The sequence below is a fragment of the Sorangiineae bacterium MSr11954 genome (genome assembly GCA_037157815.1).
In the GTDB taxonomy this organism is placed as follows: Bacteria; Myxococcota_A; Polyangia; order Polyangiales; family Polyangiaceae; genus Pendulispora; species Pendulispora albinea.
This window is the reverse complement of the sequence record CP089984.1, coordinates 8,533,448-8,554,902: the sequence shown is the minus strand read 5'-3', so window position 1 is coordinate 8,554,902 and position 21,455 is coordinate 8,533,448. Positions and strand designations below refer to the sequence as shown.

The window sequence follows — 21,455 nt, the reverse complement described above, 5'->3', positions numbered from 1 at the left end:
TTTGGCCACCACACGACGAACACAGTCCGGGAGCAGCACCTCGAAGGGCGGCGATGGACGCACGCCCCGCATCCGCTCCTCCCACGGCTCCCCGCGTCCAGGCAAGCCCGTCGCGAGCGGCGGCTCGTCGGGCTCCAGCGAACCGTTCGCAGGCTCGAGCCGCGGCGACGCCCCGCGTCTTGCCCCCCGCCGTGCCTCGACGGGCGCGAAATCGGATGCTGCCCCGGGGACCAAACCCGCCGCAAAGCGTGCGGCCGGCTCCCCGCTGAGCCAAGCGGCCAAGGGGGTGGGGCCCAAGACCCGCAAGGCCGTTCGCACCGAGTCGGCCAGCGTCGCGAGCGACGAGGCCCGTCAGAACGCCATCGCCATCGCCGTCGCGGCCCTCGACAAAAAAGCCGTGGGGCTGGAGATCCTCGACGTGGCCGGCAAGGTCGACTACGCGGACTTTCTCGTTCTGATGACCGGTCGAAGCGATCGCCAGGTCATCGCGCTCTCCCAAGGCATCGAGGAGGCGCTGCAAAAGAAGGGGCGAAGGCCGCTCTCCGTCGAGGGGCTCCCGCACGCCAACTGGGTGCTGATGGATTACGGCGACGTCGTCGTCCACATCTTCCAAGACGAGGCGCGCGGCCTCTACGACTTGGAGGGCCTCTGGCTCGATGCGCGTCGCCTGTCCGTGCCCGTCCCCGACGAGCTGCGCGAACGCTCGTAGAAATCCAACGCGAAACCGGCGGCGATTTCAGCGCCGCCGGCGCGCCGACGACGTTTTGATGCACACGTGTCGTGTTTTGATCCGTGGCGACTCCTGCTTCGTACGTATCGTTTCGGCATGGTCCATGACGAATGTCATGAGCACGCCTCTCCGGACGGCGGCGGACCGAGCTTGCCAATCGACCTAGTGCGTTAGCTATCTGCAACCTGCAACTAATGACGGGGACGTTCGTTGCGCGGAGGCGTAATGGGGACGAATGCGAATGTCGAGCGTCTTCGACGCCACGCTGCGAGACGGTGAGCAGGCGCCCGGTAATGCGATGACCATCGAGCAAGAGCTCGAGCTCGCGGTGAAGCTCGAGACCCTCGGTGTCCATCCAAACGGAGCTCATTCCAAAGACCTGCGAGGCGTTGGCTTCGCTGCTCGATTTGCCCATCGCGCCCATGAAGCCCATCATCGGCGTGAACGTCTTTGCAACCGCGGGCCGGCATTCACCGGTCTCTCGCCGTCATCGCGAGAGCCTGGGGACGGATCGTGAGCCGGTCTACGATCCGCCCTTTTTGCTGAAGCGGTACACGACGGTTCCAAAAGCGTGCACGGCGCGCGAGGTGCTGCCCACCAGGGTCACGTCGGTCCAACAAATGTGCGCGTCCCGCGCCCGAACGGCGGCATGGGCGACCAGGCCGTCCTTCGGCAAAGGTCCTACGAACTCCGCGCTGAGGGCGATGGTCGCACCCCACGCATTGGACGACGGCGCGCCGATGGTCCAACGGGCCACGCGGGCGCCGTCTCGCCGACGAACGCGAAGGTGCTTGCCGCAGCAACGATCCGCACGAGCGACACGTGTCTACGTCGATGCAATTGGGGCCGCGCACCCGGCACGGAGATGCGCCAGGACGATGCGAGTGACGTATTGAAATGACGAATGAACGAGACGCTGCGCCGCGATGCGCCGAAACTTCGCAATGTCGTCGTGCGCGCCCATAGATGGCTGTCACCCATTGCCCGCTTCATCGACATCGTGCCGTCGTAAGGCCATGGGCACGACGCCGCGGCCGATATCGCGCGCCCGCGCCGCGAGGTCGCGCGCCCGCGCCGCGAGGTCGCGCGCCCGCGACGTGACGTTACGCGCCTGCGACGCGCTCGCGCCTTCGCAATGTCATGGGCAAACCATGACGCGGGCGGAGCGTGATCTGCGGCTCGGGCTCCACCTTCGTGCCCGGCACCAAATCGAGCTGGAACCGCTGCGCCAAGGTGGCGAGGACGAGGGTGACCTCGAGCATCGCGAAGGCGTTGCCGATGCAAATGCGCGGGCCGCCGCCGAATGGCAGGAAGGCGAACTTGGGGCGCTTGGCTTCTTGTTCAGGGGTGAATCGAAAGGGATCGAAGCCTTCGGGGTTCTCCCAGAAATCGGGGTGCCGGTGCGTGGCGTAGGGGCTGAAGAAGACGATGTCGCCCGCGGGGACGCGGTAGCCGCAGAGGGCGTCGTCGTCGATGGCGCGGCGGGAGGCGGCCCAAGCAGGGGGATAGAGGCGCATCGATTCTTTGATGACCATCTGCGTGAACGCGAGCTTGGGCACGTCGTCCAGGGCCGGCGTGCGGCCGTTCAAGACCAGGTCGAGCTCCTCGGTGAGCTGCCTCTGCGCCGAGGGGTGCTTCGAAAGGCAATAGAACGTCCACGCCAATGCGTTGGCCGTCGTCTCGTGGCCGGCGAGGAACATGGTCATCACCTCGTCGCGCAGCTGCTCGTTCGTCATGCCCGCTTCGCTCCCGGGCGCGGCCGATTCGTCGCGCGCATCCATGAGCATCGAGAGAAGATCGGCGGGCTTTTCGCCCGGACAGGCGCGGCGCTCGGCGATGATGCGCCCCACCACGGTGTCGATGACGCGGAGCTCGCGCCGGAAGCGCACGTTGGCTGGGGTGGGCCAGTGGAGCGGCAGATCGAGCGGCGCGGTGATGCGCCGGTTGGCGTTGGCGAGGAGCGACGTGAGCGACGCGCCAATGGAGTTTGCGTCTCCGGTGACGTCGGTGCTGAGCAAGGTCTCGCCCGCGATGCGCAAGGTGACGCGCATCATCTCCTGGGCGACGTCCAGGCTCGCTCCGCGCCGGGCTTGCGCTTCCCACACGCCGGCGAGATCGACGGCGGCGCGGACCATGGTATCGGCGAAGCCGGAGATCTTGGTTTTGTGAAACGCGGGCTGCGCGATGCGCCGCTGGCGGAGCCAGAACTCGCCGTCGCTGGTGACGAGACCGTTGCCCAGCACCAGCCGCAGCTGGCGAAAGCCGCGCGTCTCCTTGGTGTAGTTCTTCGCGTTCTCTTGGAGCATATGGCGCACCCCATCGGGGTGGATCACCAGGTGCGCCGACAGGTTCAACACCCGGAATCGCGCGATGTCGCGGTAGGCGAGCATCGTCTGCGTAAAGAAGGTCAGCCGCCGGCTTTGCAGGTTGCGCAGCTGCCCGATCACCGGCTCGCCCGGGACCAGCGGCGCCAGCGGCAACGAGGCCCCACGCGAAACGGGGCGCGAAACAGGGGGAGTGGCGGTGGTCATGGCGCGACCTCGATGCGGGTTAGGTCGACGCCGCCTTGCTGTCGTCGTCGTCCGGGCGCTTCTTGGGCGCTACGAAGAACGCGATGACGACGGACACGAAGTAGAGAACGATGAGCGCAAGGCTGACGGCGAGCTGGCTCGAAATTTCAGGACCCGGCGTGACGACTCCCCCCACGATAAAGGAGAGGAGAATCGCCCAGCGGCTGAATTTTACGAGCTGCGTCGGTGTAACGAGGCCCGCGATGGCCAAAAACGAGATGAAGAGCGGCAGCTCGAAGACGAACCCAAATGCGAGCAGCATGGTCGTCGCGAAGTCGAGATACAGCTCGAGCGTGGGCCGCTGGGTGAGCACCATGCCGGCGTCGCTGACTTGGCCGAGCAGCGAAAAGAAGTAGCTGAACGTAAATGGAAACGCGACGTAGTACCCAAAGAAGACCCCCGACAGGAACAGGCCCGTCGAGAAGACCACGAAGGGGACGATGAAGCGCTTCTCGCGCGAATACAGCCCGGGGCTGATGAACGCCCAAAGCTGATAAAAGATCACCGGGGCCGAGAAGATGGCGCCGCCCACCAGCGAGAGCTGCATGTAGCCCACGAAAACATCGGCGGGCCCCAGGGTCTGAAGCTCGGGGACCCCCGGGAACTTCCGCGCGATCCACTGCGCTTCATAAGGCTTGACCAGCCACGCCAGGATCTTCTCGCGAAACCCCCAGCAGGCCGCCGTGCACACGAACAGCCCGATGGCGGCGCGAAACACGCGCGTGCGCAGCTCGCCCAGGTGCTCCCAGATCGTCATCTTGACGTCGGACTCGGGGAGGGGATCGCCTTCGCTCGAGCCGCCCGAGCTGCTCGTGGAGTTCGTGATGCCGGACGGAATGGTCTCGTTCTGTCCGCGGATTTCGGCTTCGCTCATGGTGCGCCCAAATCGCGAGGCTCGCGAACCTCGACGGGTTCATGTGGCTCTCGAGCCTCTCCCGGCTCGTGGGACTCCTGCAGATCCGTCGACTCTTCGGGATACGCAGGATCGACCGGCGGCGGAGGAGGAGCGGGGATCACGCCGTGGGGATCGCCCGTCATGTACAGCGGATCGCTCGCGAGCGGGCTCGGTCGCAAGGGTTCGGTGTACATGAACGCCGTATCGGGCATGGCGTTGCCGGAGTCGGCTCCCTCGCGCGGGTACTCGCGATTGCGCGCGCCCACGTAGTCGATGTCGTCTTCGCCACCGTAGGACGTGTGCCCGCCGTAAGGTGTGGGTGCATATCCGCCGGCCGCGTTCGTGGAACCCGACAGGCTCGAAGAGGTGCTTGCCGCGCTCGAGGCAGCCACCGCGGGGTCGGGATCGGGGCCGAACGGCCTCTCGGGCATGCGCGCCGCCTCGGTGAGTTGGTCCAGCTCACCGCGCGCCAGCTTGCGAATCTCCTGAATGTTCTCCTGGATGCCCTCGGCGCGCAGCACCTCGTCGATGCCGCTCTGATGCCGGAGGTCCGCGGCCATCCGCCTCATTTTTCCGGCGAATCGCCCGAGCTTTCCCAGCATTTTGGGCAGATCGCGTGGACCGATCACGACGACCGCCACCACGATCAACACCACCAGCTCGCCGAAGCTCAGTCCGAACATGCTCGAAGTCGGGCGAAACCTAGCACACGCGCCCCTTTCGGACCCCCAATCATTCCGGGTTCGTTCCGCCTCGTTCCCGTCGCCCGGATCCTTCGCTCCCGCTGCCGAGATCGAGCTATAGAAGCGGGCATGTTGGCCCTCCAAGGAGCAACCCCTGTCGCGCTCGCCGAGGCGTTTGCGATTTCGCTTGCGGAGGCCCGCAAAATCGTCAGCGCGGTGCATCGTCAAAAGGACCTCCGGGAGCCTCTCGCCGAGGTCCGCCGGGTCAGCCTCGACCGGGTCCGCGCCGGGGGCCATGTGCCAGAGCTCACCCTGGTTCGCGAAGAAGCGAGCCAGCTCGATCCCTTTCGCAAGCTCCTCTTTCGCGCCGCGCAGACCGGGCGCGCGGGGAGCGCGGTCGACGACGGGCCCGGGGAGCTGTTCGAGACCGTGCGCATTCCCCTGGAGCGCGCGGGGCGTTTCTCCGTGTGCGTCAGCTCGCAGATTGGTTGTGCGCTGGCGTGTGCCTTCTGCGCGACGGGGCGCCTTGGATTGCGGCGCAACCTGGAGATCTGGGAGATCGTCGAGCAGGTGCGCTGGGTGCGGCGCGGGCTTCGCGCGGGCGAGCGCGTGCACGGCGTGGTTTTTCAAGGGATGGGCGAGCCGCTCGCCAACCTCGACCGCGTCATCGAAGCGATTCGCGTGCTCTGCGATCCCAGCGCGCAAGCCATCGACGCGCGTGCCATCACCGTGTGCACCTCGGGGCTCCCCTCCGGGATCCGCCGTCTTGCGCGCGAGCTGCCGAAGGTGCGGCTCGGGCTCTCCTTGGGCAGCGCGATCACCGAGGTGCGCCGCAATTTGATGCCCATCGACGATACCTTTTCACTCGACGCGGTGCTCGATGCCGCCGTCGAGCACGCCCAGACCACCGGGCTCTCGCCCATGTGGGCGATGACCTTGCTCCAAGGCATCAACGATGGCGAAGCGCACGCGCACGCCCTCGCCGATCGCGCGCTCGACTTTGCCAAGCGCGCGGGGGTGCGACCGAGGCTCTCGATCCTCGCGTACAATCAAATCGACACCGAGGCCGATCCCTTTGTGCGCACGTCGCTCGACCGCGAGGAACAATTTCGCGAGACCATGCGACAACGTGGCGTTTTCACGCACAAGCGCTACAGCGGTGGATCCGATGTGGCGGCCGCGTGTGGACAGCTCGCGGCGCGAATGTAGCTGAACCGCACGGCGCGAAATGTATGCTTGCGCTTTAGGCTTTGCGAGGACGCGCTAAGCTTGACGGCTCATGGACCGTTCGCCGCCCTCGTTTCGCACGGAGCGCTCCGCAACACGTCCGAAGGCACCGCTCGTCCTGTATGTCGATTGCGACGAAGCGCGATGCAAAGTGGTCAAGAGCGTGCTCGATGGCGCAGGCTTTACGACCGTCGGTGCCACCGATCTCGTCGATGCCGTCGATCACGTACGCGAATCGTCGCCGTCGCTCGTTCTTCTCGATATGAACATCGTGGAGCACGAGGAGGACGCGTCGTTCGGCGAGTTCTGCGCAAAGCTCGAGGATACGCCGGTGCCCGTGCTGGCCGTGGTGGATGACAGCGATCGCGCTTCGGGCGCGCGCGCCCGCGCCACATTGCTCGGTCTGTCCGCGGCCATCGGTCGCTCGTCGCCCGAGCGGCTCGTGGTGGAAGTGATGCGCGCGCTCGCGGCGGTCGCCAAGAGCAAGCAAGGGCCGGCCTACGGGTAGGTCGAAGAGGCGCCAGGCGTTCGGCGTCCGCTGATGCCGCAGAGCGCTTTCCGCCAAACGGATGGCGCGCGCGGCAGAATCCTGCGCTTGCGGCGCGCTCATTTGTCACACGTGGGGCGTGGGCGGTGCGTCTTGCCTCACTGAGCATGCGCATTCCTCGACGAAAGGGTTGCGGGCTGGGGGTGCGAAAGATGCTTCTTTGTTCGTCTCGCCAACGGCAAGAAGCATTGCCAAGGAGGCGAGTCATGGCTCACGCGCATCCGCATACCCCGCCGCCCATTTTTTCGTATGGCGGGGAAGTCCCCGAGGCGCTCGACTTGATTCGGAAAGAGCGCTCGCACGCATTGATCTTCGCCATGGTTGCGATTCTCGTGGCGCTGTTCGCCACCGTCGCCATGGCGTATCTCCTCTTATTCCCCTCGCAGACCACCGTGGTCCCATGATCACCAAAGCGCTCTTCATCGCGTTTCTGGTGGTCACCTTGATCGCATTTGGGGGGATGCTGGCGTTTGCCATGGGGATGGCTCTCGTCGCGCTCCTGCCGGCGGCCGTCCTTTTGGGACCGCCATTTTTCCTGCTCTGGCGCGTGCAGAAACAGGAGCAGCTCGCGGCCGACCAAGCCATGCGCGCGGCCGACCTCGAACGAAGCGTGCTCAAAGGCTAGGCAAACGAGCTTCGGTGGAGCGGCGCGTGTCCCGATGCGCGTGATCCGATGGGAGAGGCGCGTGCGCGCTCCATATGTCGGGGACGAACATATCCGAGCGTTCGGCAAAGCCGCATCGGCGCAAGGTGTTGCGCGCTTCGTGTGGATGGCCGTCGTTTAAAAAAAACGCCGCGGCGTTAAAGGTTCTGTCGCTCATCTTCGTAGGAAGGGTGGACGGCGAACTTCGCCGAGGGTGCCGTGCGATCGATCCCAACCCGCGTGCGCGCGGAGGCGAGCCTTCCCCGGCCGATGGGTCGGTGTGCGCGCCGAATCGATCTTCGCAATCGTCGTTACCGCCACTCTTCCTTTGCTTACGTCACTGCCGATCGGGCAACGACTCACCTCGTTGCCCGATTCCTTTTTCGCGCGCGTTGACGCGCGCGCCGTCGAGGCACGGGAAGGGCGAGGGCGGGCCGGCGGCGGCGGCGACACCGTACCTACCAAGAGGTATGGCCGAGCGTGTTAGCGTAGGGGCGGCATGTTCTTCGTCGGAGTCATTCTCGGACTTTGCTTCGTCACCCCGTTGGTCGTGCTTTACGCGCTGCTCGTTCGCTGGTGCGATCGATTCGAGCCGGAGCCCTGGTGGCTGCTCATCGGCGCCTTTCTCTGGGGCGCCATCTTTGCCACCTTGGGCGGCGGTATTTCCAGCGGTGTTGGCGAAGCGCTCGCGAGCAACATGACCGGTGCGGCTCAAGACGATCCCGGCATCCAGGCCTTCGGCGCCACCGTGCTCGCCCCCGTGTTCGAAGAGGGGTTCAAGGGCATCGGCGTCGCGCTGGTCGCAGGCATCAGCGCGCTCGGCCTCCGCGAGTTCGACGGCCCGCTCGACGGCGCCATTTACGGCGGCATCATCGGCCTCGGCTTCACATTGACCGAGGACATTCTCTATGTCGCCGGCCAATTCGCCGAGTCGGGGTTGGGCGGATTCGTGGGCCTCTTCTTCGTCCGCACCGTGCTTTTGGGGCTCTCACACTGCACCTTCACCGCGTGCACCGGCCTCGGTTTCGGCATCGCCGCCGAATCCCGCAACCTCTTCGTCAAGATCGTGGCCCCCATCGGCGGCTACATCGCGGCCGTCGGCATGCACGCCTTTCACAACGGCCTGCCCACCTTCTTCGGCGGTGAAGGCGCCGTGCTGATGATCCTGTGCACCTGGGTCATCGTGATGCTCTTCTTCGTCCTCCTCGGAGCCCTGGTGGTCCGCGATCGCGCCATCGTCATCCGCGAGCTCACCGGTGAGCTGGGCGGCCTCATTCACCCGAGCGAGCTCGCCTTGATCAGCACCTACGTGACCCTAGGCTGGCGCAACTGGGCCATCCTCTTTTCCATGGGCTGGTCCGCCTTCCGCCAGCGCCGGCACAAGCAGCTCGCCCTGGTGGAGCTCGCGTTCATCAAGAACCGGCGCCGCCGCGGAGAGCGCGGCAAGGGGCTCGACCTCAAAGAGGCGCGCCTGCGGCAGGAGGTGTATTTGGCGAATCAGCGCGGTATTTGGATTGGGAATTAGTGCGCGCTATTCGAGCACGGCTGGGAAGCGCTGCTGGATCTCGCGGGTCCAGCGGGCGTCGCCGTTGAAGACGTCGCCCACGAGCATGGAGGTGATCGAGCGCTTCATGAAGGGGTGCGGCTTGTCCGCGAAGAGGTACTCGGTGAGGGTGCCGTCGTAGAAAGCTTGCACGCTGCCGAGGAACATTTCGGCGCCGCGCCGGATGAGTTGCTCCCAGGGGGCGAAGCGGGCGGGGGCCACGTCTCCGTCGGTGAGCGCTTGGTGGATGGCGTCGCCCGCGTGGAAGCCGCCGTACATGGCCAGGTGCGCGCCCGTCGAGAAGAGGGGATCGATGAATCCGCCTGCGTCGCCGATGGTGAGCCACCCGGGGCCCACCAGGTTTTGCACGCGGAAGCTGAAATCGGCGGTGGCCTCCGCGGGGAAGAGCTGCTCGGCGCCTTGGAGCATGCGGGTGGCCACGTCGGAGCTTTGGATCGCCCGACGGTAGAGCGCGTCGACGCTCTCGCCGGGGGCGCGCGTCTTCATCCAGGCGCTGGAGACGACGGCGCCCACGCTGGTGCGTCCGTCTTTGAAGGGGATGACCCAGAACCACCCGGCCGGGAAAATCACGATTTGAATGTCGCCCTCGCGATCGCCCGTGTCGCGGTACGCGCCGCGGAAATGGGAGAACAGCGCGGTCTTGTCGAGGCGCGGAACTTTGACGGTGGTGCGCGTGGTGTGGGCGTGGAGCGCGTCGCGGCCGGTGGCGTCCACCACGAAGTGCGCGGGGAGCATTTGCGTGGCGCCCTCGGGGGTTTTGGCCTCCACGCCGACCGCGCGCCCGCCGTCGAACACGATGCGGGTCACCGTCCAACCCTCGCGGATCTCGGCCCCCAGGGACTCGGCGCGGCGGAGCAGCACCTCGTCGAACTCGTCGCGCGGCACCTCGAACGCATAGGTGGTGCTTCGGTCGAACGCCTCGGCGAAGTCGTAGCGCGCCGATTTGCCGGTGCCGTGCTCGTGGAAGTTGGCGCCGCGTTTGACGAGGAAGCGGCGGTGCAGCTCGGGCATGAGCCCCAGCGCGTCCAGAATGGGCATCGACTGCGGCAGCAGCGACTCACCCAGGTGAAAACGCGGAAAGCGCGCCTTCTCGAGCACGAGCACGCGCCGGCCTTTTTGCGCGAGCGCTGCGGCGCAAATGGAGCCCCCGGGGCCACCGCCCGCGATGATGACATCGAACTTCATGAAGGGATGGGCAAACGGCGCCGTAGGCTCGCCGCTTCTTTCCTCAGTTTCGTGTTCTTCGTTATTCCGCAGTCTTCGGTGGAGGTCCGAGCTGAATGCGCTCGCCGATGTAGGCTCCCACCAATGTGAACAGGACCCCGATGGAGGCCATGATCACATAAAGAAAGGTGGGGATCATGCGCACGGTTTGATTCTGCACCAGCACGAACGTGGTCGGGATGGCCACGATGAAGCTCGCGATCACGGGCTCGATGAAGGTGCGGCCCGGCGAGATCATGCCGATGAGCAGGCCCCCGAGGAACCACACGGGGATGCACACGATCATCCCGTTGCCCCCTTCGAAATCGAGCGCGCTGATGATGACCGGCAGCCCGAAGACGAGCGCGGCCGTAAGAACGACCTGAACGGCCAGGGCGATGAACATCCAGCGGATGCTCAGCCCTTCCTGTTGGTAGCGCCGCTCGAGGTCCTCTTCGCGCGAGCGGCCGGCTCGGCCCAAGCTTTCCATCTTGGCGCCACACGAGGCGCAACGCACGGCGTTGGGGGGATTTTGGGTAAAGCCGCAATTGGGGCACGCGACGGCCTTGGCCATGGCAAAAAGCCTACCCTGCCTACGACGCCGCCGTTGAGAAAATTTACGGAACGTTCGCGCACGGCAGATGTCAACCTGGATGTGCGTCCGATGAGAGACCTCCACCGCGCGCAAGATGCGCAGGCATTTCCCGGGGACCCGGCCCGCGAGGAGCTCGATCCGGAGCTCTTGGAGCTCCCCGAGCCTCCGCGACGCGAACGTACCTGGACCCTCGCGCTCTTGATTTTTACGGCCCTGGCATCGCTCGCCATGGTGTTCTCCTTGGCCCGCGACGCGGCGTATGCGTTTGCGCAGCCCGAGCCCTTCGACGCGGGCGAGCTGCTCACCTTGCGCCCGGGCGATGTAGGTCAAAATCGCTTCACCACCGCGCGCGGTATGCTGGGCGCGAGCGGCGCGATCCGCTACGAGCGCCCCTTCGAGTCCGACTCGTACCGGCTGGCGCCGGTGGCGGGGCGCTCGGATCTGTGGGTCGAGATTCGCGTTCCGTCGGGGCAGGAGAGCGCGCGCTTCGTTCCGCCGAGCACCTTTACGGGTCGCCTGGTGCGCTTCGATGCCACGGGACCCCGTCATCGCGGACTTCATGCGCGCATCAACGAGGGCGGGGCGAGCGCGCCGGAGAGCTCGTGGCTCTTGGTCGATGGCGAGACGCCGGGCCGGGCGCGATGGTCGCTCGCCTTGATGGCGCTCTTCATGGGGTTCGCCGTGTGGAACGTGGTGACGTTTGTGCGCCTGACTCGACGAGTACGCTAGGGCGCTCCGCGTTGCAGCATGGGCGGCTTGGAAGAGACAGACACGCTGCATTTTTTGGTGCTAAGGCTCGGGCATGCGTGTGGCGGTGATTGGTGCGGGGGTCATTGGGTGCGCGACCGCGCTCGAGTTGGCGAAGCGCGGGGCCGAGGTCGTGCTTCTCGAGCGAGCCGTCCCCGGCTCCGAGGCTTCGAGCGCGGCGGCGGGCATGCTGGGCGCAGGCGCCGAGATCGACGAGGACGATCCGGAGCAGATCGAGCGGCTCGTGCGCGCGCGCGATGCGTACGGGCCCTGGATCGAGGAGCTCCGCGGCGAGACCGGCATCGACGTGGGCTACCGCGTGTCGGGCATCCTCATCGTGATGACGGGCGACCCGGTCGAGCGCGAGAGGCTCACCCGCATCGTGGCGCTGCAGCGCGCGCGGGGGCAGCGCGCCGAGCTGATCGACGGTGTGCAGGCGCGATCCATCGAGCCGGAGCTCTCCGCCGACGTCGGAGCGTGCGCGTATTTTCCCGATGATTCGCAGGTCGATCCGCCTGCGCTCCTGCGGGCGCTCGTGGCCTCTTTAGCGAAGAAGCGCAATGTCAGCTTGCGCAGCGGTGCGGTGGTCGAACGCATGCTGCTCGAGGGCGGACGCTGCACCGGTGTGGCGCTCGCGGCGCCGCCGGCCGCGGGGCAATCGAATGTCGTGCAGGCCGATGCGACGGTGCTGGCCGCGGGGAGCTGGTCGTCCTTGCTCCCCGGCATCGAGAAGGAGCTCGCGCCGGTGCGCCCTGCGCGCGGTCAAGTGGTGCAGCTCGAGGAGCGCCCTCCGCGGCTCGCCACGCCCATCGTTCGCGGGCCGGCCTATGCGATCCCCCGCGGCGATGGCCGCGTGTACTGCGGCTCCACCGTGGAGTTCGTGGGCTACCGCCGCGAGATCACCGCCGGCGCGGTGCGCGATATCCTCGATGGCACCATCCGCACGATCCCTTCGCTCGCCGAAGCGTCGCTCTCCTCGACGTGGATGGGCTTTCGGCCCCACGCGGAGCGCCCGCTGGTGGGGCGCTCCAGCATCCCGGGCCTCTTTTGGGCGACCGGCCACTACCGCAGCGGGATCGTGCTCGCGAAGATCACCGCCGACGACATCGCGCAGTCGATCTTCGCGTCGTCGTAAACGCGAATACGCGAAGGCTCGCATGTTCGAGCGCTCGGGCGTGACGCTCGAGCGCTCGAACGCGCGATCCCTCCGCCTCTCAAACGCGCTTGAGCACCACCGCCGCGGCGGGTTCGAGCACGCGGAAGGTGAAGGACTCCGTGATGTAGAGCTCCACGGAGTGCTTGTCGTGGTACGCGTACCCGATGGAGAGATCTTGGCCCACGGTGAGCTCGTAGTCGCCGCCGCGGATCGAGAGCAAGACCGCGCCTTGGATGGCGGGGGCCCAGACGAAGGGACCCTCGATGAGGGATCGCTCGATGCGCTTGCGCAGCGGGTATCCATCTTCGCTTCCGGCCGAGAGCTCGTCGTAGGCTTGCTTGCCGAGCGCGATGGCGTACGGGCCCGAGATGCCGGCCGCGCGCAAGACTTCCTTGGCTTGCACGATGCTCTGCGGCCACGACTCCACGGCGCGCACGTCGATGGGCGGGTGCGGGCTGGTGTCGATGATGCCGTCGATTTGCCCCGCTTTGTAGCCGTTGAAGATGGCGCTGTCCTCGGCGCGCGCGATGCGCTCGGAGGCGCGAACCACCTCGGACAAATCGGGGTCGTCCGCGCCGCGCGCGACCGAGTCGAGGTCCAGCAGATCGAGGTGGAGCGGGGTGCGAATCTCGATGAGCGGCTGCACCGAGCGCACGCCGGCCGCCACGTCGGCCACGGGGGACTCCTTGAGGAACTCCAGCCGGCCCGTGTTGACGGCCGCGAACTTCCACCCGTGGGGGCCCTTGAAGTCGACGAGCTTGCGCCCGGCGAGGTTCAGCTTGAGCACGCGGGTGGCTTCTTCGTCGATGTGCTCCCACGCTTCGGGGAGGATGGGGGCCAGCTCTCGTTTGAGCAGGTTCATGGGGTCTCCTTCAAGCTGCCGATGGCAAGCGAGCCGTCCGCCGCTCGGGATGATGCAGCCTTGGGCCGGTTCGTGGTTTCGCCCCCCTTGTTTGCTGCTCGTGGTGCTCCTTCGCTCGCGCCGCCCTCGCCCTGCGCCTCGGCAGCCATCTCCACCTCCTCGATTTCGGTGATGGGATCGCTCGTGAACAGGTAGGTGCGGAGGTTTTCGTCGAAGCGTGGGTTGTTTCGACGGATCCACTCGAGCGTCATCGATGCGTGCTCGATTTCTTCATCGCGGTTGTGCTCGATCACCGCGCGCAGGGCATCATCCGTCGCTCCCTCCGCGCGTTGTTGGTACCAATCGACCGCCTCGAGCTCCTCCATGAGCGAGACAATCGCCCGGTGCATGTTCTTGGTCTGCTCGGACAGCCGTTCTTCCGCCTCGTGCAAGCCTTCGCTGGACATGGGAGACTCCATAACGACGATCGCAGGTGTACGCTAGGGGTATGACGGAGCCCACGCTCGAGGTGTCGTCGCTTCTTACGGTCCGCGATGTCGAACGCCTGGCGCGCACGATGCTTCCAAAGAGCACGGTCGACTACTTTCGCTCGGGATCGGATGCAGAATACACGCGTCGCGCGAACCGCGGCGCCTTCCGGAAATGGGCGATTGCCTACCGCGTGCTCGTGGACGTGAGCCGCGTCGATACGCGCGTTCGCGTGCTCGGTCAGGAGCTCGCCTCGCCGATCCTCATCGCCCCGACCGCCTACCATCGCCTGGCGCACCCCGAGGGGGAGCGGGCGACCGCTCGCGCTGCGGGGGGCAGCGGGACGCTCTATGTCGCGTCGACCTTGGCGACGACGTCGCTCGAGGACATTGCCGCCACGTACGATGCCGCAGGCGCGTCTGCGGGGGGCGCATCGGTCGGAGGCGCGTCGCGGTGGTTTCAGCTTTACGTGCACAAAGATCGCGGCTTGACCCGGTCGCTGGTGGAGCGCGCGGAGGCGAGCGGATATGGCGCGCTGGTCGTTACGGTAGATACGCCGGTGCTCGGGCGACGGCTTCGGGACGTGCGCAATGCGTTCGGGCTCCCCGACGGCATGCACATGGCCAACCTGTTTGCCCCGGGCGACGGCATCGAGGCAAAAGACCCCGCGTTCCGCCACGCACAAATTGCGGCGCGGCATGATGCGTCGTTCACCTGGCACGACCTCGCGTCGATCCGCGCGTGGACGCGGATGCCGCTCGTCCTCAAGGGGATCGTGCGCGCCGACGATGCGCTTCGCGCGCGGGACTCCGGCGTCGCCGGCATCATCGTCTCGAACCACGGCGGCCGTCAGCTCGACTCTGCCGTGGCCACCCTCGACGCGCTCCCGTCCGTGGTCGAAGCCCTCGGCGCGCAAGCCGGCGTCGACGTGCTCCTCGACGGCGGCGTGCGCTGGGGCACCGACGTCTTCAAGGCGCTCGCCCTCGGCGCGCGCGCGGTCCTCGTGGGGCGCCCCATCGTCTGGGGGCTCACCGCTTTCGGGGAAGCAGGGGTCGCCCGCGTGCTCGATATTCTCCGCTCGGAGCTGGTGCACGCCATGACCCTCGCAGGCTGCCCCGCCATCGACGCCGTCACGCGCGATATGCTGGTTCGCCGCTAACCCTTCGCGCCGAGCCTTCGCCGCACCTTGGACAAGATGGCCACGTCCGCCGGCGGAAACTGCGCGGGATCGAGGTCGCCCTCGTCGCCCCACTTCAGCGCGGCCACGTCGATGGCCTGGGGGGCGGGCGAGGGGGCGGTGCGCTCCACTTCGTAAAAGAGCAGCAACACTGCTTTGTTCGCGTCATCGTAGCGGTGGAACGTCACGTCTACAATCTCACCGACGCGCACGAAGATACCCACTTCTTCGTGGAGCTCGCGCGCGAGCGCTTCCTTCGGGTCCTCCCCCAGCTCGACCTTTCCGCCGGGAAATTCCCAGGCGCCGGCGAGGTGCCCGCCCGCCTTGCGCTGCGTGAGAAGGACGCGGCCGTCTTCGATCAAAATTGCAGCAGCAACGATGACGGTATTCATTCTTAAGGGGATCCTCGGAACCTGCGCTCTGATATCGTCTCGGGGCGATGCAAGGCAATGACTTCGACGTCGAAGAAGGAAACTTCAAGAAGGGGGCCTTCAAGCCGATCGCCATTGGCCTCGGCGCGCTCGCTGTGCTGGGCGGCGCCGTCTTCGCCGTGCTGGCGGCCAAGGGGCAATCGGAGAAGCTCGGGGTCAAGGAGATCGCCGCGGAAAGAAAGCACATTTACGTGCTTGCCAAGCAGGAAGCCATCCCCAAGTGGCGCGCGTGGGCCGCTCGAAACGACGTGCCCGCGCTCCAGCAGGAGGCGTTCGCGGAGCTCGCGTGGGCGCACGATCCCACGGGGCTCGAGCTGATCATCAAGGGCCTCGCCTCCGACGATCACCGGGTGCGCGGTACGGCGGCGCAGGCCATCCTCGAATACGGCTCCCCCGCGGCCGACTCGGCCAAGCCGGCCTTGCTCAAGGCGCTGCAAGAAGCCGACAGCAGCGACAAACCACAAATTTCCTGGGCCCTGGCCACCCTTCACGAGGCGAGCGCCTTCGAGGCGGTGCTCGCCGAATACCGCTTGGGGCACCTCTCCAAGGTGCAGCGCCTGGACGGCGTTCCCGCCTTCGATCCGGAGCTTTTGGCCAGCATGGTGCCGCTGGAGAAGCTGGCCAGCTACGCCGCCGACGAGAGCGAGAGCGTGCGCCAGCTCATCGCCACCGTGCTCTCGCGCACGGGCGACGCCAAGTGGACCTCCGTGCTCATCAAGCTCGTGAAAGACCCGTCGATCGAGGTCGCCCGCGAGGCCGCCGTCGGCTTGGGCCGCATCGGCAGCGAGGACGCCGTCGGCCCGCTGCTCGACGCGCTCTCGCGCGCCGACAAACCGTCGCGCGGGAAATTTCTCGAGGCACTGCGCGATGGCGTCGGCGCCAAGGGGCTCATTTTGGCCATCAAGAGCGTCTCGCACGACAACCCCGAGCGCGAAAAGGCGCAGACGCGGCAGCTCTTCGACATGATGAAGGAGCTCTCCGACCCGCGCGGCGGCGACATGCTCGTGCAGTACATCGCCACCAACCCCAAGCCGCACTGGAAGACGGAGGCCGCGCTCCGCCTGGCCGAGATTGGCGATGCGCGGGCTGCCACCACCCTCGGCTGGCGCCTTAAGCAAGATCCGCTCAAACTCTACAACAAGGTCGACGATCCGGAGCTGGTGCGCGACGACAACGAGCGGGTGGTGGCCGCGCGCATGCTGGCCGATTTGGCGGTGCTCCACCCGGACAAGCGCAACGACATTCTCTCGGTGGCGGAGGATGGCGCCATCTTCTGGACCACCGATCTGCCGCAGCCCCACGCCAACGGCATGCGCTTCTTGGCGGCGGCCGGCTCTGCGCGCGGATTGACCTTGCTGCGCAAGTGGGGCGATCCGAGGGATCCGCTCCCGAAGGAGGGGCAGCAAGATTTTCCCCCCACGTGGGCGACGGCGCAGAGCGCGCTCCGCTACTTGGGTATGACGAAGGATCCCTCGAGCTGGGGCATCTTGGAGCGGCAGCTCAATCGCAAGCCGCCCAAGATCGACACCACGATGGATGCGCTCATGCAAGGCGGCCTCGCCGTTCTCGGCATGACCTTGCGCGGCCTTGGTGTGGGCGCCTCCGACGGCTTCGCCGAATGGGGTGACGCGCGCGCCTACTCGCTGCTCACGAAGTACATCGAGAACTCCGAGAACAACGAGCAGTCGCGCCTGGAAGCATGCTTTGCGCTCTCGTGGGTGGCGACCGACGACCAGCTCGGCGAGGTGGTGAAGAAGGTTCACGACTTCAACAAGCCGGATCCCAAGAGCTCGCTCATCCGCGCTTGCTACTTGGAGACCTTGGTGCACCGTCCGGTGCCCGCGGCCACGCGCGGCCTCGTGCCCTTGCTGAACCCGGACATGTCGATGGAGGTGAGGCATCAAGCCGCGCGCGCCATCGGGTTCGGGGGCGTGGCGCCCGAAGTCGCCAAGCAACTCGAGGCCAAGCTGGGCGATCCCAACACGCGAAGCGACGCCGTGCTCGCGCTGCTCATCGGCGGCGATACGGAGACCGCGACCCACGCCGTGGCCTCGTACAACGACGTGAACGCGGAGGCGCTCGAGGAGATCAAGGACATCTACAATCGGTCCTTCGGGTACTGGAGCGACAAGAACTACGAAAAGGGAGATCTCGCCCGCTGGATCCGAAACGCCGAGGCGTGCGCGCACGTGAAGGTGAACGGCGCGCTGCAGGATTGGCCGAAGTTGATCCTCTCGCGCGCCCTGCAAGGCGTGGAGGCCGACAACGGTCCGCACTCGGTGACGCGCGTCAACCTTCGCGTGCGCTTGATCCGCGACGCGCGCGGCTCGGACCCCGTGAAGCGCGAGGACGCGATCCTCGTCCTGAAGTTCATGAAGGAGAAAGGCGTGCTCCTCGCGCTCCGCGGCGAGCCCGCGCCCCTCGGCGATCTAGCGCGCCAGGCGTTCTTCGAGGTGATGAACCCGAAGGCCACCGACGAGCGGATCCCGGAGGCCGTCAAGGCCGCCAACGAGAAGGGCACCGCACGTTGATGCGTTGCCCTCCGGGGCTTGCGCCGCTACTTCGGCTTTAGATCGTCCTCGATCCGCTGAACGCAACGCGAGACGTTGTCGTAGAAGGTCTCGTCGAGCGATCGGTAACCGTTGGGCGCCGTTTGCACCAAGTCCGTGAAGGCTCGCGCATCGCGGACCGTGCACGAGCGCCGGTAGTTCTTGGGCGGCGTGGGGTTTCGATCGGTGACGCGGAACCCGAGGGTGCATTTGCCCTTGGCGAAGCGGCAGTCGATCTTCGGAAAGTGCCAGTTGTATTCGCCTTCGCACCACGTATCGCCGCAGATGTCGTCGAGGAGCTTGAGGACGATCGCGGACTGCTCCTTCGTGAGATCGCCCGCCGCGAGCTCGGGATCGGCCGTGATGAGCGGGTGGGCGGCTTGCTCGGTCGAGACCTCGACCGCGGCATCCTCCGATTCGCTGTCGCGGGCGGAGGCGCTGCACGCCGCGGTGAGGAGCGCGGCCAGGGCGAGGGCCATGGCGCTTGCGATGGTCACGGGCGACGGCTTCGGGGCTTCGACGGGCTTCGAAGGCCGCTTCGAGGACTCGGAGGCGCGCCGCTTGCGGCGGCCGATTCGCGTCTTGGGCAACGAAGCGGGCAAGGGTTGATGGGGAGGGGGCGGGGACGATTGATGAGCGGTCATGCGGGGGGTAAGAACAAACCGCGTGCCGCCGGATGCACCCTTGATTTTCCGACGAATCGAGGGGCTGGGGGGTGTCCGGGACAGATCAGGGGGTGTCCCGGACAGGTGCGCGAGGCGCTTGCTCAGGTGCGCAAAGCGCCCGCTCAGGCGCGCGAGGCGCTTGCTCAGGTGCGCGAGGCGCTTGCTCAGGTGCGCGAGGCGCTGCTCAGGTGCGCGAGGCGCTTGCTCAGGTGCGCAAAGCGCCCGCTCAGGTGCGCAAAGCGCCCGCTCAGCTGCGCGAAGCGCCCTCGGTGCGATCGTCGGGGCGGGCTTCGAGCAGAAGGCGCTCGATTTCGCGCAACGTCTCGACGTCGTCGCCGACCATCTCTTTCATCGACTGAATGCGGCGCGCGACGATGCGGGCGATGCGGTCCTCGATCGTATCGTCGGCGTAGGCCCAATACACTTGCGCAAAGCGCCCATCGCGATGGCAGCGCCCTTCGATCTGCGCCATCTGAATGGCTGACCAGCGCAGATCGTGGATGATCTCGGAGCGGGCCACGTCCACGTGCTCGCCCTGGTGCAGCGAGATCCCCTCTTCCACCGTGAAGAGCACGACCTGCGCCTTTCCACGCTGAAAGCGAAGGCGCTCCTCCTCGCGCGCCTGCGCAGGGATGCCGCCGTAGATGGCGGCGCACGTGATCTTCTCCGCCTCGAAGGCCTCGCGGAGGGAGCCGAGCGTCTCCATGAAGGCGACCGAGATGGCGACTTGGTGCCCGTTGTCGAGCAGCTCGCGCGCGAGCTCCACGGTGCCCGCCGCGCGGATGAGGGAGCTCTTCTGGCGCAATCGCAAGGTGGCGGCCAGCGCAGATTTGGGATCGCGCCCGCGCGGCGCGAGATCCATCTCGCGTCGAAACTCGGTCCACGCTTGCGTGTAGAGCTCACGCGCCTCGCCATCGAGCTCGATGGGGGTCAGGATGCGATTAATCTCCGGCCACCCCGCGATGTCCTCGGGCCGGCGGCGGATGCCCGCGGCGGGGGCGCCTTTGCGCGCGTCGAAGAGCATCGCGCGCACCTTGGCGCAGTCGCCTGCGTCGCCGCGCCACTCCCAGCGGCCGTACGCTCCGCGCGAGAGACCGAGCCCCTGCTCCTGGCACCACCCTTCGAAGTCCTTGAGGTCCGTGGCGCGGCTCCCGGTGACGCTGGCGAGCAGCGGCGCGAGGTACGAGAGCTCGAGGGGGTTCTGGCCGGCGGTGGCCGAGAGCCAGAGGCAAAACTCCGAGCTGCCGACGAGCTTCGCCGCCAGCTTGGAGCGGGCGGCCGCGGGGTTTTTGCAGCGGTGGCTCTCGTCCCAGACGATGACGTCGAAGTCGCTGGCCTTTCCCGATCGCGCGAGCCCCTTCTTGGATCGGATCTTCTTGCGCGCCTCCGGGCTCACCTCGAACAGCTTGCCCAAGCGCTCGTAGTTGAGCAGCACGATGTCCTTGCCTGCATCGCCCATCGCCTCGATGGTGCGCCGCCAATGCGCCACCACGGCCAGCGGGCATACGATGAGCACCGTGTGCATCCCCGGCAGGCGGCGGATCGCTTCCCAGGCGGTGATCGTCTTGCCGAGGCCCACGTCGTCGGCCAGAAGAAATCCGGGCCTCTCCGCGGCGTGCGCTGCGAGGATCGCGCGTACCGCGTCGGATTGGTGCGGGCGCAGGGTGATGGCACCGGCCGTGTTGCCGTCGCCGGATGCGCGCGGCTTGCCGGCGGGCTGGGTGGGCCGCGCGGTACCGTGGCCGCTTTCGAGGTCGAGCTCGCGCTGGATGCGCGCTTCCCACGAGTACGCGGCGGGGTGGAAGGGGCCGAGCGCCGCGGGCAGCGCGTCGCCGCGGTAAAGAAAGACGTTGCGTTCCGCGTCCCAGCGGGCACCGCTGGCCATGGCCACCGCGCGCATGGCAAAGGGAACGTCGAGGACGTAGGCCCGGCCGCTCGGGTTCGAGCTCGAAGAGGAGAGCGCGCCCTTCGACCTCGAGCTCCCAGCGCTTCCAGACTTGCTAGAGCTGCTCGCGTTGCTGCGGGGTTTTGCCGGGGAGGAGAGCGTGCGCTTCATGCGCATCGTGGTCATGGGTCGGGGTGTAGTCGAGTCGCGAGCGGAAACCCAGCTTGCTTCATGCGCCACCGGGCTCTTCCGAGGCTAGACTCCCGATGTGGGGCTCTATCGCGCTGCCGATCTCGTGACCGTACCGGGCATGCTCAGTCTTGCGCGCATCCCACTGGGCGCGGCGTTTCCCTTCGTGGTCGACCGTCCGGCGGTCGCGTTCGGTGTTCTGGTGGGCGCTGCCATCACCGATGTCCTCGACGGCTGGTGGGCTCGCACCTTCAACCGGGCCACGGCCACCGGCGCGGTGCTCGATCCGGTGACCGATAAGCTCTTCGTGGCTGCCGTCGTCGGCACCTTGGTCGTGACCGGCGCGCTGTCGCCCCTCGCCATTCTCCTCTTGAGCACGCGCGAGGTGGGCGAGCTCCCGCTCGTCGTCTACCTCGCGACCAACCGCTCCGCACGAAAGCGCCGCGCCGAGCAACCCAAGGCGAACCTGCCCGGCAAGGTGGCGACGGTCCTCCAGTTCGGATGCGTGGGCGTCGCCATTCTGCATCAATCGATTCTGGGGGCGCTCCTTTGGATCACGGGGGCCGCGGGTGTCTTTGCGGCCACCAGCTATTGGGTTCGCGCCCTCGGCGGGCGTGAAGGATGAGCCCCGGGCGCCTGGCGGCAGGCACCGTCGATTGCGCTATACTC

At 66.8% G+C, this 21,455-nt stretch carries 22 protein-coding genes; 11 read left to right on the top strand and 11 right to left on the bottom strand.

Translation table 11 applies throughout. The annotated features are described in order from the left end of the window. The first annotated feature begins 1 nt into the window (after position 1). Positions 2-709, top strand: a complete 708-nt coding sequence (gene rsfS, locus LZC94_33225; protein WXB12700.1) for a ribosome silencing factor — start codon at positions 2-4, stop codon at positions 707-709. A 544-nt stretch (positions 710-1,253) separates the two neighbouring features. Here rsfS and LZC94_33220 read toward each other — a convergent pair. From LZC94_33220 to tatB, 4 genes are all read right to left on the bottom strand, one after another. Next, a complete protein-coding gene (locus tag LZC94_33220; protein ID WXB12699.1) occupies positions 1,254-1,487 on the bottom strand; it encodes a hypothetical protein in 234 nt (77 codons plus the stop codon). Between the two features lie 346 nt (positions 1,488-1,833). After that, on the bottom strand, positions 1,834-3,261 hold the full coding sequence (locus LZC94_33215) for a cytochrome P450 (protein ID WXB12698.1): 1,428 nt from the start codon (positions 3,259-3,261) through the stop codon (positions 1,834-1,836). Positions 3,262-3,280: 19 nt separating this feature from the next. Then, positions 3,281-4,174 (bottom strand): twin-arginine translocase subunit TatC, encoded by an 894-nt coding sequence (tatC, locus tag LZC94_33210; protein WXB12697.1) that lies wholly within the window; start codon positions 4,172-4,174, stop codon positions 3,281-3,283. Further along, entirely contained in the window at positions 4,171-4,878 is a 708-nt protein-coding gene (gene tatB / locus LZC94_33205) for a Sec-independent protein translocase protein TatB (protein ID WXB12696.1), read from the bottom strand. The genes tatC and tatB overlap by 4 nt, the downstream gene beginning before the upstream one ends. Positions 4,879-5,007: 129 nt before the next feature. Between tatB and LZC94_33200 the strand changes: the two genes are divergently transcribed. From LZC94_33200 to LZC94_33180, 5 genes are all read left to right on the top strand, one after another. Continuing rightward, positions 5,008-6,087, top strand: coding sequence for a radical SAM protein (locus tag LZC94_33200; GenBank protein WXB12695.1), 1,080 nt, complete (start codon positions 5,008-5,010; stop codon positions 6,085-6,087). A 70-nt stretch (positions 6,088-6,157) separates the two neighbouring features. Continuing rightward, positions 6,158-6,613 carry a hypothetical protein gene (locus LZC94_33195; protein WXB12694.1) on the top strand — a complete coding sequence of 152 codons (456 nt, stop codon included), beginning with the start codon at positions 6,158-6,160 and terminating at the stop codon, positions 6,611-6,613. 245 nt (positions 6,614-6,858) lie between these two features. After that, entirely contained in the window at positions 6,859-7,056 is a 198-nt protein-coding gene (locus LZC94_33190; GenBank protein ID WXB12693.1) for a hypothetical protein, read from the top strand. After that, positions 7,053-7,277 (top strand): hypothetical protein, encoded by a 225-nt coding sequence (locus LZC94_33185; GenBank protein WXB12692.1) that lies wholly within the window; start codon positions 7,053-7,055, stop codon positions 7,275-7,277. The genes LZC94_33190 and LZC94_33185 overlap by 4 nt, the downstream gene beginning before the upstream one ends. A 517-nt stretch (positions 7,278-7,794) precedes the next feature. Further along, positions 7,795-8,820, top strand: coding sequence for a PrsW family intramembrane metalloprotease (locus LZC94_33180; protein ID WXB12691.1), 1,026 nt, complete (start codon positions 7,795-7,797; stop codon positions 8,818-8,820). 6 nt (positions 8,821-8,826) lie between these two features. Here the strand turns inward: LZC94_33180 and LZC94_33175 are convergent, their stop codons facing one another. Together LZC94_33175 and LZC94_33170 are read right to left on the bottom strand one after the other, a co-directional pair. Further along, on the bottom strand, positions 8,827-10,044 hold the full coding sequence (locus LZC94_33175; GenBank protein ID WXB12690.1) for a tryptophan 7-halogenase: 1,218 nt from the start codon (positions 10,042-10,044) through the stop codon (positions 8,827-8,829). 61 nt (positions 10,045-10,105) lie between these two features. Continuing rightward, positions 10,106-10,636 carry a hypothetical protein gene (locus tag LZC94_33170; GenBank protein WXB12689.1) on the bottom strand — a complete coding sequence of 177 codons (531 nt, stop codon included), beginning with the start codon at positions 10,634-10,636 and terminating at the stop codon, positions 10,106-10,108. Between the two features lie 90 nt (positions 10,637-10,726). Here LZC94_33170 and LZC94_33165 point away from each other — a divergent pair, with 90 nt between their 5' ends. Together LZC94_33165 and LZC94_33160 are read left to right on the top strand one after the other, a co-directional pair. Then, positions 10,727-11,386 (top strand): hypothetical protein, encoded by a 660-nt coding sequence (locus LZC94_33165; GenBank protein ID WXB12688.1) that lies wholly within the window; start codon positions 10,727-10,729, stop codon positions 11,384-11,386. Between the two features lie 73 nt (positions 11,387-11,459). Further along, a complete protein-coding gene (locus LZC94_33160; protein ID WXB12687.1) occupies positions 11,460-12,539 on the top strand; it encodes an FAD-binding oxidoreductase in 1,080 nt (359 codons plus the stop codon). A 79-nt stretch (positions 12,540-12,618) separates the two neighbouring features. Here the strand turns inward: LZC94_33160 and LZC94_33155 are convergent, their stop codons facing one another. Together LZC94_33155 and LZC94_33150 are read right to left on the bottom strand one after the other, a co-directional pair. Next, positions 12,619-13,422 (bottom strand): bacteriocin family protein, encoded by an 804-nt coding sequence (locus tag LZC94_33155; protein WXB12686.1) that lies wholly within the window; start codon positions 13,420-13,422, stop codon positions 12,619-12,621. Continuing rightward, complete coding sequence (locus tag LZC94_33150) at positions 13,419-13,868, bottom strand: ferritin-like domain-containing protein (protein ID WXB12685.1); 450 nt, start codon at positions 13,866-13,868, stop codon at positions 13,419-13,421. The genes LZC94_33155 and LZC94_33150 overlap by 4 nt, the downstream gene beginning before the upstream one ends. Positions 13,869-13,909: 41 nt before the next feature. On the opposite strand from LZC94_33150, the gene LZC94_33145 reads away from it, so the two are divergent. Further along, the gene (locus LZC94_33145; GenBank protein WXB12684.1) at positions 13,910-15,049 is read left to right on the top strand and encodes an alpha-hydroxy-acid oxidizing protein; all 1,140 of its coding nucleotides are present in this window, start codon (positions 13,910-13,912) and stop codon (positions 15,047-15,049) included. Here the strand turns inward: LZC94_33145 and LZC94_33140 are convergent. After that, on the bottom strand, positions 15,046-15,459 hold the full coding sequence (locus LZC94_33140) for a (deoxy)nucleoside triphosphate pyrophosphohydrolase (GenBank protein ID WXB12683.1): 414 nt from the start codon (positions 15,457-15,459) through the stop codon (positions 15,046-15,048). The genes LZC94_33145 and LZC94_33140 overlap by 4 nt on opposite strands. Before the next feature lie 47 nt (positions 15,460-15,506). On the opposite strand from LZC94_33140, the gene LZC94_33135 reads away from it, so the two are divergent. Next, entirely contained in the window at positions 15,507-18,029 is a 2,523-nt protein-coding gene (locus LZC94_33135; protein ID WXB12682.1) for a HEAT repeat domain-containing protein, read from the top strand. Positions 18,030-18,055: 26 nt separating this feature from the next. On the opposite strand, the gene LZC94_33130 is transcribed toward LZC94_33135, so the two are convergent. After that, entirely contained in the window at positions 18,056-18,544 is a 489-nt protein-coding gene (locus LZC94_33130; protein ID WXB12681.1) for a hypothetical protein, read from the bottom strand. Between the two features lie 415 nt (positions 18,545-18,959). Then, a complete protein-coding gene (locus tag LZC94_33125; GenBank protein WXB12680.1) occupies positions 18,960-20,783 on the bottom strand; it encodes an SNF2-related protein in 1,824 nt (607 codons plus the stop codon). 82 nt (positions 20,784-20,865) lie between these two features. Here LZC94_33125 and LZC94_33120 point away from each other — a divergent pair, with 82 nt between their 5' ends. Continuing rightward, a complete protein-coding gene (locus LZC94_33120; protein WXB12679.1) occupies positions 20,866-21,411 on the top strand; it encodes a CDP-alcohol phosphatidyltransferase family protein in 546 nt (181 codons plus the stop codon). The last annotated feature ends 44 nt before the right edge of the window (positions 21,412-21,455 follow it).